We start from the raw sequence: 15,479 nt of genomic DNA on the forward strand, positions 1-15,479 counted from the left end.
AAGTTATTCTTGAAAAAATTCAAGAAACAGAATGGGTTTTAAAAATTTTATAGATGAAATTGGATTTTTAGAATATTATTTCTTCATTTATAAAATATCAGTCTTCATTGACAAAAAATTGCATTTAATCATCTCTTGAAGTAAAAGTTGTTATAATCACCCCAACCTTAAGTCAAGTGCTAAACCTCCTCCGGGAGGTTTTATTTTTTCAGATTATTCAGGAAGTTGGTCAATGCTACCTTCCAATCTGTAGCGGCATCCCACTCTGGTCCGATATACAATTCGTCTCTCACGATCAATTTGATATAGTATTTCACCACGGTTTTGGATCCTTCTTCCCCACCTATTGGAGCAAGTCCCATACTCTGCATGAGGTCTGTTTGCCTACCCTCCACTTTGACCAACAGAAATTGTACACGGTCTCGAACCAGTTCCTGATTTGTTTTGGCCTCGGTTAACCATTCAATTTGATGAGGATAAAGATTCTCGAAAATTCCCTGAATCTGTGTTTTTTGAGCTGCTTGTTCAGCTAAAATTGCCTCCTGAGACTTTCCAAGTAAATCATACCTAAAATAACTAAGCGCACCAGTCTCGGCTGATGACCCTTCCAAAGGAATCCCCAATTTGAACACCTCCAAGTTGAGTGGGTTCCTTGGGAAGAATTTTTGTTCAGACTGTGCTGTTTCTTGACTGCTAATGCGAGGAAATTCTGCCACATCAATTACCAATAAATTTTTTGAACGCGTAGACTTTCCGGACTGCGCCAAAAGCGAACCTGCTTCGTTCCAGTCTTTTCCTGTGACCCCAAAAAGTGCGGTGGTGTTTACAATTTTGCCATCTCCACTAAATGGCCCAATGTGTATGCTGAGACTTTCCTTTTTTCTTGAAACCAAAATGACATTCTTTACCTGCCGCATCAAAAAGGCCTTGGCAAAATCTGCCTGTCGCGCCTCAGAAAGAATGACCTGTTCCAGTTCAAAATAGGCGACAGGATCAGCACCGGCCTCGATTAAATGAATGTGGACACTGTCGGCAAGCTGCTGCCAACTCAAAACAGGTCTGGATGCCGGATCAGTGGAAACCAAAACGACAGATTTGCCATCAAAAAAACTCTCCGGAATTCCTCCCTGAGCCAAAACGAAGTTAATTGAGCTTAAAAAAAGGAGCCCAAAACAGATATATTTCATCAATTTCAATAGCGGTGACAATAAGGCTAGTATTTTTACGAATATACATAACGATTTATGGATCACCAGATACATTTAAAATTGAAAAAAATCATCTTTTTACTTCTTTGCTCGATTTATTCAAGTCTTTCTTTTTCCCAAAGTATAGATTCAAAAAAGCTATTGAAGCACATTGAATACCTCTCTTCCGACGAATTAGCCGGAAGAAAGCCACTGAGTGAGGGAAGTTTGGCTGCTCGGAAATATATTCTCGATGAATTGACCGGGTATGAAAATGTGGAGGCGCTTTATCCGGATTTCATCCAATTTTTTTCCTTCACCAATCATTTGAAAAAATATGAGGATGCGGCAAATCTCGTGGCTTTCATTCCTGGAAGCAGTTCGAGAAAAGTCATTGTAGTCACAGCGCACTACGATCACGTGGGGACTGGAAGGGCCGACGCCAATGGTGACTCAATCTACAATGGGGCTGATGACAATGCCTCTGGTACTGCGGCTTTGATGGTGCTAGCTGAATATTTCTCTAAAAACAGGCCCCTTCACAGCATGATGTTTGTTGCATTGGATGCTGAAGAAATGGGGCTAAGGGGAGCGAAAGCGTTGGTAGATGATTTCCCATATCCTTTGGAGCAGATTCTCCTGAATGTAAATATGGATATGCTCTCCCGAAGTGATAAAAATGAACTTTATGCATCCGGAACCTATCATAATCCTCAATTCAGGCCTATATTGGAAAGAGCATCCGCAGGATCTAACCCAATTTTAAAACTGGGTCACGATGTACCTGGTACAGGAAGGGAAGATTGGACAAAATCTTCCGACCACGGTGCTTTTTTTGACAAGAAAATCCCACACCTCTATTTCGGTGTGGAGGATCACGTGGACTATCACAAGCCCTCAGATGAATTTAAAAATATCCAACCTGAGTTTTACATCAACGCTGTTAATCTGGTCTTAAAATGTGTCCTTGCACTTGATAAGGATTTATACAATGAAAATGAGAAGTAGCTTAAACCTGAAGTAATTAACCCAGTCTTTAATTTCACTTGTTTTGCCAAAGAATGATCTAATCACAAAATTTTTAATCTGGAGGCTTCGACACCTCAGCAATCAGGCTTTCATACTTATCCTGAGTGGTTTGATCGGAGTGTTTTCTGGTTTGGCAGCGGTCACTTTGATCACGGCGGTTCACGCCATTCAAAAATTCCTTACGGATGATTTTTATACCGAGTATGCCAATTTCATGTACATCATTTATCCCCTTATTGGGATTTCGTCTGCCTATTTGATCGGGAGATATATTTTAAAGGATATTGGTGGACATGGAATTCCTGATGTGCTTTTTAATATTTCTAAAAAAGCCAGCATCATCCCACGAGTCAAAATTTACAGTAGGGTGATTACTTCAGCCCTAACGGTTGGATTTGGCGGATCGGTCGGCTTGGAAGCTCCGATGGTGATGACAGGATCAGCCATTGGATCAAATGTGGGTCTCCTGATGCACCTAAATGCAAAAAAGAGAACCTTGTTGATTGGCTGCGGAGCAGCCGGGGCTATTTCTGCAATATTTGGAGCGCCTATCGGAGCGGTTATTTTTGCTATAGAAGTAATCTTATTAGAGATCAGTACTGCCAGCTTCATTCCTCTATTGATAGCCTCTGTGATGGGCTCGCTTACTTCCATGATCCTGATTGGTGATGAGTCACTCTTTAATTTCGATTTAAAGGAATCCTTTATCGCAGCTCACATGCCCTATTACCTTTTGCTGGGGATTATCTGTGGGCTTGTCTCCCTCTATTTTAGTAGAATGGTGAGAGCTACGGAAAAAATCATGGATGACATCGGCGATCAATGGATGCGAACGATGTACGGGGGGGCAATATTGGGAATTATGGTATTTCTTTTCCCTCCCATTTATGGAGAGGGATATGGAACACTCAATATGCTCATCGACGGCAATTCAGGTCAGATTCTGGATAAAAGTCCATTTTTTTCCACTATTGAAAACCCAATAATGATTATCATTTTCTTAGGACTCATTGTATTAGTCAAGCCAATTGCTTCTGCTGTGACTATCGGATCGGGTGGTAGTGGAGGGATTTTCGCTCCTTCCCTTTATGTTGGGGGAATTGTAGGATTTCTTTTTGCTTACTCCAAAAATATGCTGGGATTCCATATTCCATTACCAATGGCACACTTTACGCTCGTTGCGATGTGCGGACTTATGGCGGGAGTCCAACATGCGCCCTTGTCCGCCATATTCTTAATTGCAGAAATTACGGGAGGATACGAGCTTTTTGTCCCTTTGATGTTTGTTTCGGCGATTGCTTATACTACTACTACTTATTTTCAGAAAGACAGTTTGTACAAACTTCAACTCAAAGATCAGGGCAAACTTCTCCCAGAGACAAAAGATCAAGAGCTGTTGGACGCCATTGATATTTCTCAAGTAATTGAGCGGGATTTGCTTCCTATCCATCCCAATGCGCAACTCAAAAACCTGATTGATCTGGTAAAAATCTCAAAGAGAAATATTTTTCCAGTGGTAGATGAAAATCAGTTACTAAGGGGGATTATTACACTCGATGATTTTAGAGATATAATGTTTGACACTGAAAAGCAGGAAACAGTATTGGTAGGACAATTGATGCATAGCCCCCCAGAAATCCTATTGGTTACTGAAAATATGCAATTAGCAATGGATAAATTTGAAAGATCCGGTGCATGGAATCTTCCTGTAGTGGAAGATGGAAGGTATTTGGGCTTTGTTTCCAAGTCTCGAATATTCAATACCTATCGAAAAAGACTGATTCGTCAAAAGCAGGATTAAGCCCAAAATAGAAGAAAATTTGGATCACCGAATTATCCACGTATTGGCCTATATTTCATCTTGATTTTCTTGCAGTTACCTATTATTATCCACAAAATCGAATTTAGAATAATAGGTTTATTTAATTGATTTTCAACAATTTGTAAAGTCAAAGTTTGCAGGTGTGGATAAATAATCGGAAATGTGGATAAATTTCTCTTGCGTTTTTTAAACTTCGAATACAGCATTTTAAAGGCCTTTTCCCACACCAAAATTCCAATTCATTTATCACCAAATTTTCAGCAGCAAACCTTTAATTTTAAAATAAAATTTGGAATTAAATCCCGCAATCTTAAAGCAATAATATTTAACGGATAAAAATTAAAAGCTTAATCAATGCAATATTGATTTTATACTATTTTAATATGTAAAATTCAATAAAATCAAACACCAAACCCAACTGGTTCAAGATTATTCATTTGTCTCAAAATCCATGTTTGCCTTCCTCGAATGTAAGCTGTGGGATTGGAAGGCTTCCACCTCCGGGGATTTGGCAAAACTGCGGCAATCATTGCCGCCTCATTCCGATTTAGCTTCGATGCAGGCTTTTTATAGAATGTTTGCGCCGCTGCTTCAATTCCATAGATGCCATCACCCATTTCGATCACATTGAGATACACCTCGACAATGCGTTCTTTAGACCAAAAGAACTCCACCAAAACTGTAAAGTAAGCTTCCAGGCCTTTTCTGATGTAACTCCGACTGGGCCAAAGAAACACATTCTTCACTGTCTGCTGCGTAATAGTACTTGCGCCCTTTATTCGCTTGCCTTTTTTGTTGTTTTCCCAGGCTTTTTTCATTGCTTCAACATCAAAGCCATTATGGTCCAGAAATTTTTGATCCTCAGCAGCTATCACAGCTTGCGGGGCATTTTTAGAAATTTCAGAAATAGAAACCCAGTCTTTATACAATCTAACTTCTTTTTCTGAGTCAAATGCCTGTTCAAAAACCCGTATGACCATCAACGGAGTGATGGGAACGGGTATAAATCGATATATAATCACAAGACCGATAGTAAGCCCAAAAAACCAAAGAGCAGATTTCCAAAATATTCTCCAAATTAAGCTTACTATCCTCATGCGTTTCTATACCGTTGCTTTTGCCTGCACAAATTGGTAGAAAAAAACTGCATTTTCATCTTCTAGAATTCGATCCAGTTCAAATTCCATCTGATCAATGTCATTTTGGGTGACTGAACCAGACTCCAAAAGTCCCGGGGCCACACTTTTCATGAGAATCTTCCAAAAATCTATAAATCTCTTGAGTTCAGCCCGATTACTTTGGTCGAGATGAAATCCATTACGCAGAAGTTGAATTTCCTTAAACCCTGCATGAAAAAGTAAATTGCCCAATTGACTGCCTACATCTGGATTCCCACCAAAACTTAATTGCTGTTCATTGTATTTTTGATAGTAAAAATCCATGGCAGGAGATTTTGGTCTACAATAAAATGTAGAATTAAAGACTTCTGTGATGTGAATTTTTGCGCTAGGTAAAAGATGTTCCCTTACTCGGCGGAGCACCTGCAGAGGATCGGTCATATGCTCAAGGGCCCAACAAATAAATGCTGAATCGAATTCTTCACCTAAAACTAGCTTTTCAGCATTTTGATGAACAAATGTAACCCGGTCAGAATTGTCTTTCAGGTTTTCCTGAGCCTTCGCCAATTGCGCTTCAGAAAAATCTACCGAAGTGATCTTCAACTCAGGATACAGCCCCAACAACACGCCCGTCTGGGCACCGACACCGCTACCTATCTCAAGAAGTTTATTGCATCCCGAAAAATCTACTGTCGGATAAATGAGCGGTGCCAAAAAACCTGCTTGATCAATTAACCTCTGCTGCTCCTGAGAGTTGAACCCATGAATATATTTTTCCATTACTATTTAAGACAGATACTAAGGGGTTACGGTTTTTTTTAAAATAACCGGGGCAGCAAGTTTTGAAGCCACACTTTCCATGAAAAACTTTAAGTCACCATAACTATTCGGCAATATCAATGGATTTTTGATTTCCAATCTTGCAGTTATTTTAAAAATAGATCCGAGCTCTTCAGTCGAATAGGTAAATCCAAGGGGTGAACCAGCGATTGTGATGGATTCATTGGTGGGGTAGTCATCGAGTTCATAGCCTTCCGGGATGATTAAATTTGCCGTATATGTTTCATTGAACGCATATTCAAAATCAATCGGAAATACTCGAAAATCCTGAGTAAATGGATTTGAAGAAAACTCAGAAATCTGAATCGGATTGAAAACGATCAAATCCATTTCAGCAGCATTTTTCAAAACTGACTGAAAATTTATATTGACGATATTCTTCTCTTTCAGTTGATCATCTACACTCACATTTCGGATTTCATAGGCTGTGTAATTTTCACCGAACATATCCTTAAGCGGTTTATTATTTTTCTCAAGAATGTGCACCTGACGCGCTGTGGCTAAGCCTTGATAAAAATAAGTTCGGATGGTATTGTCGATGATCAAATCTCCGGACTCCGTGTCAAGCTTTATGTTGGAAAAAACCAGTTTATTTGAACTGTGCTTGATGTCTATTGGGATAAGTCTACTGGCATTCTTTTCCAGAAAAAGTCCTGCTTTCACATGCTTATCCAAATCCACATAGCCAAATGGAGCTAGTGGATCACTCAAGTCCAAAAACTGAAGCTTTCCGTCAAGCTTAGTAAGAAGTAGAATTTCATCAAATTGATTTAAAAAAGGAAATGACACTATCTCACTTCTACCGTATCCTTTACTCCCAATCAGTACTGGATTGCATTCTATCCCCTGGGACTTGAGTATACCCATATAGGCTAAAATAAGCTCGCCTGGCGCTCCTTTTTTTGATTTGAGTAATTGGGGAAGTGTTTGTTTGGTATAGATCCAATCCGCCCCTTCATTGATAAAATTATCTCTCACATAGTAATATGCCACTTCAGCTTTTTCTTTCTGTGATCCCTTACTAAGATCCAATGATAAAACTTCTCGTTCCAGTGGATTGGTTCGATAAAATCCTTTTCCAGAATAATATTCAATCAACTCATCTCCAAGCTTTTCCCAAGTATTTAAAAAATCTGTCCATTCAGGTCCGGAGGTGGTAGTAGCACGTTGATATTTGGAAAGTTGAAACTCCACCCGATCCACATAATCCTGGTAATTCTTCATATAGGGCTCTCCCTTGAGCGAATGGAGATCCCTAAGAGTCCAGCTATAAGTGCCATTATCCGCGTTTTTCACTAATCTATGAAAGAAGTTATCTCCCTGCCCTATCATTTTGTATTCCAGCTGTGGAATCATCGTGATCTGATATTTAGAAAAAAGCACCGGAATAGTTCGTTGAAAGGACCAACCATCCAGAAACTCAATGTTTTTATCTGCCTTCTTGTAAGAATATTCAAGTATGGAACCTACCTGAACATTTGGAAAAGAAATTCTGTATTCCTTATAGCCATTTCCAAGATCCACCTGAAAAATACTTTCCTTTCCTAGGGTAGTTACCACAGGAACACCATTTTCAAAATTGGTAATCTGAGCCTTGATTCCATTGACCACTTCTACATTGGTAGTGCCTGCAAAATATTTGATCAGGATATCCGCATTTTCTTTGCCTGCATCAGTCAGAATTTTAATTCGATAGAAATAATTGGTTTCGAGAATGGAGCTGAAAAAGCGAGAGTCAGCAGATGCTACCAAATAAGCTGCAGATGCCCCTGGCTCGTAACTCACCTCCTTTAGATCAATTTCATTTTGGGTAAATCCACCCATCTTGGGTGTTTGCGCAACCACAAGCAAGGGAAAAAAAATCGTGCAGAAAATAAATGATAACTTATTCATAAGTGGATAAATTACTTAATGTTGATTTTGTGAAAAGGATCGTGCGGTCAAAGGCCGTGTTGATTTTTTTTAACAGCTCAGTTTCTTGATCCTTTTCCGGTTTTTCTGAAAGTTGGAGACTAATTTCACGACGTACTTTCAGGGTTTTTCCTTCAAGTATGATGGATAAAAATCCGCTCAGGTTTTCTTCATTCAGAATCACCTCCGGGAAATTTCCTTCGGGTTGCCAAGCTTTGGGGAGCTCAATTTCATACTCGTCCACTTGCTTGAGGGATTTGTTCTCCAAATGACTGGGCCCCAATTTTCCCAAAAATGATTTCAAAACCACTCTTTTCGCTGTGGATTGGGAAAATTTCTGAACCACCCCTTCATAGTTGATTTCAGACTTGGGGAGTGAGTCCTGATTCAGGATATCAATGTTGTAATTCTGGACAATCAATCCTGAAATCGCCGAATTTCTATTGAGGAAGTCCCGTTGTTGACGTTCGTCAAGGTTATTCTTGATGTAGCTCATTCCTTGTGAAAAATTCCCGAATAATTGTTGTTTAGCGCTGATTGTAGCATTCCCCTGCGGATCAATGATTACTCTTGACTGCGACTGAATTAGATTCCATTCCTCCGTATCATAAGTGGGGGTTTTTGTCAGATATCCACCGCCCTCTTTGGTCACCAATACATATCTATCACTCGTGAAGTCTCCCAGAAATCCTGCCGGAAGCAGGTTGGAGGTACATTCCAGCCAGATGGGATTCGAATCTGTCGGAACTTGTAGGATCACATGGTTGAATTGGAGTGCTGAAAATTCTGTCTCAATAGCTTTGGCATCTGAACCAGCACGGACGAGTGTATAATTTGACGGAATTCCCACGGTCGCCAACATTGCTTTCATCAGGTTAGTGAGTGCCTTACAGTCTCCGTAAGCATTCTTGACCACATCCGTAGCTGTCATGGATTGCCAGCCTCCGATTCCCAATTGAATACTTACATACCTGAAATTTTTCTGAAGGAAGGTATATAGGATTTTTACCTTTTCGTAAGGTTCATCCACTCCGACTACCATTTCATGAAGCCTTGCCTTGAAATCATCAGGGAGGGAATCTCTACCTTTATTTAGTTCATTTTGCCAAGAGGCAAGTTCCGACCAGTTATTCATTTGACCTTGATATTGACCTAGGGCAAATTTGATCGGTGCCAAAAGTAATTTTGAATCCGCAGGCTTCCCTTGAGCAGCTATATTTTGTTCTGACCAGGTGATTGTGGAAATACCACTTACTTCTGATTGAGTTTTTTCACCTGATAAACTGATCTCCTTATACTTCACTCCCAAGTCGGCCGGATAGATCACAGTATAGGTAGATTCTTTTACTTTTTGATTGATATGAGGCACTGGTGACCAACTGGGAAGGAAAAAATTGGACTTAGAAGATACCTCCGACCGGATCGTCACTTCAACAGGATATTTGACCGCAGTGACATCGTAGTATTTATATCTTACATCTTCAAATACAGAAACATTTGAAATGTAAGGCCTATCGCCCATATCTTTCAGTCTTGCTTTCTTGAGTGATTTTCCAGTAAGACCATCCTTTATTTCCAGCTCAAAACTCTTAATTTCATTTAGTTTATCGTAAGGAAGTGCGGTGGAAGCATGATTAAGCCCATCTGCCGAAGTAATGGTAAGCTTCCGCTCATCGACAAGTGTATAGGTAAAATCTGCTTTGACCGTTAAAGTCTTCCTTTGAGCAAGAGTTGAATAGAAAGGAACTTCTTTTTGAATTGAGACGGTGTCTTTGAACATCACAAACTCAGAAATCAGAAAAATTCCCAAAAGGACTTTAAACATTGAATTGCGGTGAATTTTGAGCAAAATAGGAGATTAGTTTTTATTCATTACATCACCTATAAATTATTTTTAAAAATATAATTTCATTAAACTTTTTTTGTCATTAACCCGCTTAAAATTGAATTCAAGGTTAAGACTCTGTTTTGTTTTTAAGAAATAATCTCTGCTATTTTGATCTTTTACCAAATCCAAATTAACAATGACCCCAACAGTAATCGGCAGTTTTGAAGAGTTTGAAAAGCATAATGGAAAGGAGCTTGGCACTTCGGAATTTTTCAAAATTACCCAGACCCAAATCAACCTTTTTGCCGATGCGACACACGATCACCAATGGATTCATACTGATCCTGAGCGGGCAAAGGTAGAAGGTGCCTTCGGAAACACGATTGCTCATGGTTATCTGACGCTGAGTATTGTCCCCCACCTTTGGGAGCAAATCGTCCGGGTAGAAAACCTCAAAATGATGATCAACTATGGCATCGAAAATCTGAGGTTTGCCCAGGCCGTGACTGTGGATAGCGAAGTACGATTGGTAGCCAAATTGAAAAATATCGCAAATCTCCGTGGTACAGTAAAAGCTGAAGTGGAAGTTAAACTGGAAATCAAGGACCAAAAAAAACCGGCTTTCACCGGTGTTTTGATTTTCTTGTATCACTTCAAATGATCAACTACGTCCTTTTGATAAAGTCTTTTACCAATCGTGTCTAATGGAGGAATTGAATATCCAATAGGTGAGTTTAATCCCAACTTTCGTATTTTCTCATAGAAATCCTTTAATTCCTTGAAATGGGTATCGTCCTTTAATACCGTTTCCATTTTTTCTGATTCTTTTTGAATTTTTTCTGCTAGGGTTTCCATTTTAGAAATAATTTCTATTGTGTAAAAATACTTTGAATCCATTTCTCGCAATGAATTCAGTTAGGAAATCATTGTAATTTCTGATAAGGGGTCTTAAATTTTCATTTTCGGAATAATCCTCTATTTCTAACCTTAAAATTCTCTTTAAAGTTGTGATATTAATCATTCTTCCATGAGAATGCCAGATTTTATTATCTCCCAATTTATCGGCAATTTCTTGAGCTCTCATTTCCTTTTCATCTTGGGTCACCATATTTCCTATTTTTTCGGGATCAGTTCTGTGGCATTCCCAATCTTGAAACTTGAAATCTACCAACCATTTCTTAAGTAAGGTAATAGTCAATTCTTTTGCTTGTTCATAACTTCTAAGCATTGCTAAATCTTGATTTTGCAAAATCAAAAACTCTGCCTGAGAAATAGTTCCTGCCTGGGCCTTGGCTAATAATTCATTTACCTTGTCAAGGTAACCTAAGGCTGGAACATATGTTGTTCCGTTAAAAACCTGCGGGTCAATTGGACCAAGAGAAGAAGAATAATCCATAAAAATTTTATCTCCAGACATACAAAAAATTGTTCCAGCCGACATAGCATAATCCGGTACTACAAAATAAACTTCCTTATAATGGTATCGAATAATTTCTACCATTTTCTCAACTGTTTCCGCACTCCCTCCTGGAGTATTCAAAATAATTGTTAATCTGTCTCTCGGATCTTCCTCCTCGTCAACCTTTAAACTTTCAATAAAGTCCCTAAATAGTTTTTCATATGAAGGATGAATTTCACCAAAATAAAAAACCACATCCGAATTAAAATAAGTCTCCAACCTTTTTAAGTTGTCAGTTAAAATCTCCTTAATCTTTTTATCAAAAATCTGCATTGCGAAAAATGGTTATTATATGACTCTAATTATTAATTTAAAAAAATTTCTTTGGAAAATTCGACAAATCCAAATTTTAGTCATCATGAGAACTCAGATTATTATTTAAGTTCATTTAAAGAAAATTAAATTTTAACTAGCTCTTCAAATACACTACTGCTTCTTAAAGAGAAAAGTCATCCCTCCTTGCTTCAGCGTAACCTCGCTTTTTTCAGGATCAAAGATAAAAATCGCCCCAGCCTGCTTGAATTCAAAGGTGTGAGGTGCAGTTGGCTCGAGTGCTGTGGCTGCCTGACCACTTGGCTTGGCGATTAACTTATTTCCTTCACGCTCAAAAATCAGCTTCAGTGGAATTTGATCTGAGGCATACTCTCCCTCATAATTCTCCAAATCTTCAGCACTCAATGCCAGCGTCTTAAAGTTTGGAATGGTGAAATCTTTCTCGAAATAAGAATTCAACATGGCTAACAAAATTTCATTGTTGTCATAATTCAATCCATTGGAAAGTACAGAAATCGTCACCTTATCCTCAGGAAAATAAGCTAAGAATGACCGGAAACCATCGACACCTCCCGAATGACCGTAGCTTTTTCGTTCATAGAAAGGATAGGAAAACATTCCTCGTCCGTAGCCATCCTTCATCTCCATCATTCTTTTAAGGTTCTCTTCAGAAATCAGCTTCCCAGAAAATAAAGCATAAATGAAGCGATTCAAATCTTTGGCGTCAGAAGCAATTGCCCCTGCACCGAGCGGTATGCTCGGGTCAGTTTCGACATCTTTAACCCATTTTTCTTTGTAATTGTAAGAATAACTTTCTCCCTTACTGGGATCACTTGCCGCGAAAACAGAAGTACTTTCCAAATTCATTGGTTTTACAATTTGTTCTTCCAAAATCTTAGGAAAAGACTTTTCATTAACCTGCTCTAAAATATAAGTCAACAAAACAAAGTTGGAATTGCTGTAGTCTGCCTTAGTATCTGGATCAAAGCTACTACCCCCTTTTACAATGATTTCCACCAGATCATTCTCTGAAATGGGTTTGGTGTTGTAGCTGAAATAATCCGGATTGTTGGTGAAATTATGAATTCCACTTCGATGCTGAAGTAGCATACTCAGTGTAATCTTTTCCGCGTTTTTGATCTGTGGATAGAAATCAGCCAATTTCTGATCGAGTTTGAGCTTTCCGGCTTCCACTGCTTTCAATACCAGCACCGTTGTAAACATCTTGGAAATTGATCCGATCCGGTAGTGAGTTTCGGTGGTTGCTTTGATTTGAGCATCATAATCTGCATATCCCAAGGCTCTTTCGAAAACAGGTTTACCTTCAGTTGCCAAAAGCACTGTCCCCATGAATTTATCATGCTTTTCCAGGGAATCAAGGAATTGATTAAGCTTTGAAAAATCCTGATTTTGGGCAAAACACGTGGAAATCGCAGTTGCAAGGAAAAATAGGATTGTGGCTGATAATGTCTTCATTTTGTCAATTGTTAAATAAAAAAACCTTCCCAAAAATGGGAAGGTTTGAGATTTAATCCAATCTATTTCGCTCTTCGGAGCTTCCGGTGTTAGATTTGACTCGGAAACTTTCCCCTTTGGCAAAGTTGTATCTCAGGGTGAACCTTACTCCCTGATTACTTCTATACTGTCGGAAGCTCGTGTCAATATCCGCAAACTGAACATTAGCTTTGATGACTTGGCTACGGAAAAGATCCGTTCCGTTGACTGAGATGGAAAGTTTGTCTTTCATTACTGACTTAGTCACGCCGGCATCCACCCACCCAAATCCACCAATTCTACCTTGACCCCAGATCTGTGGCCCGAGATACATGCCCATTACTTCCATTCTAAATCCTTTTGGCAAGGTGAAATTTTGCTGCGTCCGAGCCATATAAGACACTTGTTCTACATCCAGGAAATTCTCTCCAATCTGAGTTTGGAACTGATTATAGTTCACCTGTATCATGTTCGATGTATTCCACCACTTTTTGATCTCCACAGGGACAATAGCTCGGAAATTGGCGTTCCGAGTTTGCTCAAAATTGTCTGTGAAAGTAGTAGTGGTCCGATCCTCCTGATTTTGTGAAAACACCTGCATAAAGGCATTCTCAGTGATACTGTAACCTAGGGTAAATTGATAGACCCCCTTGACCACGTGATTCATATCAAAGTTGGTCGAATATTGCGGCTGTAGATTCGGGTTGCCTTGCTCTGAGGTCAGGGGATCAATGTAGTAGATAAAGGGATTGAGCAGCCTGTAATTTGGACGGGTTATCCTTCGGTTGGCATTATACACTACTTGATAGTTATCGCTCACTTTGTGCTGCACAAATACGCTTGGAAACAGATTGAAATAGTTCTGTTTGTTCACCTCGTTTAGCGTGACCGAGTTACCGATGATATCGGAATATTCTCCTCTCAACCCTGCCTGATAGCTTAGCTTAGGATTGAATGAGCCCTTCAAAGACGCATATGCAGCGAGAACATTTTCATTGTAGACAAACCTGTTCGAATTAGGATCTTGTTCAAAAGGCCCTTCATTTTGAGCTCTACTCAAATCCAGATCATTGTCAGACTCTACCCAGCTTCCTTTCAGGCCTGACTCGAATGTTTTTCCACCTTTCAGAGCTTTGGTGAAGTCCACCTTTGCGGTAAAAATGGTGTAATACATATCATTCAGCGTCCGAATTTTATCGGTATTAGCTAAACCTGGATCATTATTTTCTGCCCAATACCTGTTGTCCAGTAGTGAGGAACTTTCGGAGGCCATGATTGTAAAATCTACATCCGCGGAAATTTTGCTTCCGAGCGTATCCAGTTTGGCATCATAGTGCAAGTTGGTAAACAGGCGATCTCTACGCCCTTTAGAATCATTCAAAGACTCAAGAAAATTATTGAATTGCTGTCTGGGGTTAGTAATTACTGTTTCTGACAAACTGGAATTAACATCTGTGGAAGTAGAGGCCTGCACGTTCAATCCTAAGTTTTGATTTTTGTTTAATTCATAGTTTGCCGAACCGTTGAATGAGGGTGTTTTATAACGGGAAGTGATTCTGGAATTCTGATTGAAATTGGATATTCCTTGCTCAAGAGTAAAATTTCGATTGATGTCAATATCATTGAATTGTGCAAATTCATTATAGTTGACTGTACCGGTAGAGGACAATTTCCCCTTCTTTACATTCAGCGTCATTCCGGCATTAGGTGCGAATTGCCCATTATATTGACCTCCTACCTGAATATTTCCAAAAACCCCGTCCACATTATTCTTTTTCAAAATAATATTGATCACACCGGCAGAACCCTCCGCATCAAATCGCGCTGATGGATTATTGATCACTTCTATACTTTTGATGTTGTCAGCAGGCATGGATCGCAGGAAATTGGCCAGATCAGTTGAACTCATATAGGTGGGTCGATCATTGATCATTACAGTAGCACCAGTGCGGCCGTTCAAATTGATATTGCCATCCTGATCTACAAATATCCCTGGAGATCTGCCTACTACGTCCAGGGCATTCGAGCCCTCGGCCATGACAGTTCCTTCAATATTGATGATCGTCTTGTCAGCTTCAATTATTATCTCGGGACGGGAGGCTTTGACGGTCACTTCATCCAGTCCGGTCATTTCATCCGAAATCTTAAGTGTTCCAAAATCCTTATTTATCCCTGGAATAAGATCGAAGGGATCAGTGGAAAAAGCCGCATAACCAATGGAAGATACTATCAATTTTACCTTGGCTGTTTTGGTTGATTCAATAAGGAAAGCTCCGTTCTCATCTGAGACTGCACCATCTACCAACGTGCCGTCCAAAAGGACAAGAGCTACGTTGGCATAGGGTACTGGTTCACCTTTTTGGTCGGTGATTTTTCCGGATATTTTAGCGACCTCCTTAGGTGTGGCGGCTAGATTGCTTATCCCCAGAAAATAAATAAGCATGGATAGAAAAAGAAAGGTAGATGTTTTCATTTTGAAATAGTTGGCTTAGTCAATTCGATATGCCACTCTATAGGA

At 39.5% G+C, this 15,479-nt stretch carries 12 protein-coding genes; 3 read left to right on the top strand and 9 right to left on the bottom strand.

The window, feature by feature from the left end; genetic code table 11:
- Positions 1-200: 200 nt before the first annotated feature.
- Complete coding sequence (locus ACK4HU_RS13240) at positions 201-1,187, bottom strand: NTPase (RefSeq protein WP_409807486.1); 987 nt, start codon at positions 1,185-1,187, stop codon at positions 201-203.
- An 81-nt stretch (positions 1,188-1,268) separates the two neighbouring features.
- Between ACK4HU_RS13240 and ACK4HU_RS13245 the strand changes: the two genes are divergently transcribed.
- Together ACK4HU_RS13245 and ACK4HU_RS13250 are read left to right on the top strand one after the other, a co-directional pair.
- The gene (locus ACK4HU_RS13245) at positions 1,269-2,195 is read left to right on the top strand and encodes a M28 family peptidase (protein ID WP_409807488.1); all 927 of its coding nucleotides are present in this window, start codon (positions 1,269-1,271) and stop codon (positions 2,193-2,195) included.
- 43 nt (positions 2,196-2,238) lie between these two features.
- Positions 2,239-4,017, top strand: a complete 1,779-nt coding sequence (locus ACK4HU_RS13250) for a chloride channel protein (RefSeq protein WP_409807490.1) — start codon at positions 2,239-2,241, stop codon at positions 4,015-4,017.
- A 422-nt stretch (positions 4,018-4,439) separates the two neighbouring features.
- Here ACK4HU_RS13250 and mtgA read toward each other — a convergent pair whose 3' ends face one another.
- From mtgA to ACK4HU_RS13270, 4 genes are read right to left on the bottom strand one after another with little or no spacing between them, the layout of a single operon-like run.
- Positions 4,440-5,135: a monofunctional biosynthetic peptidoglycan transglycosylase gene (gene mtgA / locus ACK4HU_RS13255; protein ID WP_409807492.1), complete on the bottom strand. Its 696-nt coding sequence runs from the start codon at positions 5,133-5,135 to the stop codon at positions 4,440-4,442.
- Between the two features lie 6 nt (positions 5,136-5,141).
- Complete coding sequence (locus ACK4HU_RS13260; RefSeq protein WP_409807494.1) at positions 5,142-5,936, bottom strand: class I SAM-dependent methyltransferase; 795 nt, start codon at positions 5,934-5,936, stop codon at positions 5,142-5,144.
- Positions 5,937-5,954: 18 nt separating this feature from the next.
- Complete coding sequence (locus tag ACK4HU_RS13265; protein WP_409807495.1) at positions 5,955-7,889, bottom strand: DUF3857 domain-containing protein; 1,935 nt, start codon at positions 7,887-7,889, stop codon at positions 5,955-5,957.
- Positions 7,882-9,732, bottom strand: coding sequence for a DUF3857 domain-containing protein (locus tag ACK4HU_RS13270; RefSeq protein ID WP_409807497.1), 1,851 nt, complete (start codon positions 9,730-9,732; stop codon positions 7,882-7,884). Before ACK4HU_RS13270 ends, ACK4HU_RS13265 begins: the two co-directional genes overlap by 8 nt.
- Before the next feature lie 199 nt (positions 9,733-9,931).
- On the opposite strand from ACK4HU_RS13270, the gene ACK4HU_RS13275 reads away from it, so the two are divergent.
- Entirely contained in the window at positions 9,932-10,396 is a 465-nt protein-coding gene (locus tag ACK4HU_RS13275; RefSeq protein ID WP_409807498.1) for a MaoC family dehydratase, read from the top strand.
- Here ACK4HU_RS13275 and ACK4HU_RS13280 read toward each other — a convergent pair.
- The 4 genes from ACK4HU_RS13280 to ACK4HU_RS13295 form a co-directional block, all read right to left on the bottom strand.
- Positions 10,384-10,590, bottom strand: coding sequence for a hypothetical protein (locus ACK4HU_RS13280; RefSeq protein WP_409807500.1), 207 nt, complete (start codon positions 10,588-10,590; stop codon positions 10,384-10,386). The two genes, ACK4HU_RS13275 and ACK4HU_RS13280, sit on opposite strands and share 13 nt — an antisense overlap.
- 1 nt (position 10,591) lies before the next feature.
- Positions 10,592-11,467: an SDH family Clp fold serine proteinase gene (locus ACK4HU_RS13285; RefSeq protein WP_409807501.1), complete on the bottom strand. Its 876-nt coding sequence runs from the start codon at positions 11,465-11,467 to the stop codon at positions 10,592-10,594.
- Between the two features lie 153 nt (positions 11,468-11,620).
- The gene (locus ACK4HU_RS13290) at positions 11,621-12,943 is read right to left on the bottom strand and encodes a serine hydrolase domain-containing protein (protein ID WP_409807503.1); all 1,323 of its coding nucleotides are present in this window, start codon (positions 12,941-12,943) and stop codon (positions 11,621-11,623) included.
- Positions 12,944-12,995: 52 nt separating this feature from the next.
- Entirely contained in the window at positions 12,996-15,434 is a 2,439-nt protein-coding gene (locus tag ACK4HU_RS13295; protein ID WP_409807505.1) for an outer membrane beta-barrel protein, read from the bottom strand.
- Between the last annotated feature and the right edge of the window lie 45 nt (positions 15,435-15,479).

The organism is Algoriphagus sp. (assembly GCF_046296635.1).
Taxonomy (GTDB): Bacteria; Bacteroidota; Bacteroidia; order Cytophagales; family Cyclobacteriaceae; genus Algoriphagus.

Bases quoted from the DNA above. Each gene is read 5' to 3' on its own strand.
- ACK4HU_RS13240 (WP_409807486.1), bottom strand. From the start codon at position 1,187: ATGAAATATATCTGTTTTGGGCTCCTTTTTTTAAGCTCAATTAACTTC.
- mtgA (WP_409807492.1), bottom strand. From the start codon at position 5,135: ATGAGGATAGTAAGCTTAATTTGGAGAATATTTTGGAAATCTGCTCTT.
- ACK4HU_RS13260 (WP_409807494.1), bottom strand. From the start codon at position 5,936: ATGGAAAAATATATTCATGGGTTCAACTCTCAGGAGCAGCAGAGGTTA.
- ACK4HU_RS13265 (WP_409807495.1), bottom strand. From the start codon at position 7,889: ATGAATAAGTTATCATTTATTTTCTGCACGATTTTTTTTCCCTTGCTT.
- ACK4HU_RS13270 (WP_409807497.1), bottom strand. From the start codon at position 9,732: ATGTTTAAAGTCCTTTTGGGAATTTTTCTGATTTCTGAGTTTGTGATG.
- ACK4HU_RS13275 (WP_409807498.1), top strand. From the start codon at position 9,932: ATGACCCCAACAGTAATCGGCAGTTTTGAAGAGTTTGAAAAGCATAAT.
- ACK4HU_RS13280 (WP_409807500.1), bottom strand. From the start codon at position 10,590: ATGGAAACCCTAGCAGAAAAAATTCAAAAAGAATCAGAAAAAATGGAA.
- ACK4HU_RS13285 (WP_409807501.1), bottom strand. From the start codon at position 11,467: ATGCAGATTTTTGATAAAAAGATTAAGGAGATTTTAACTGACAACTTA.
- ACK4HU_RS13290 (WP_409807503.1), bottom strand. From the start codon at position 12,943: ATGAAGACATTATCAGCCACAATCCTATTTTTCCTTGCAACTGCGATT.
- ACK4HU_RS13295 (WP_409807505.1), bottom strand. From the start codon at position 15,434: ATGAAAACATCTACCTTTCTTTTTCTATCCATGCTTATTTATTTTCTG.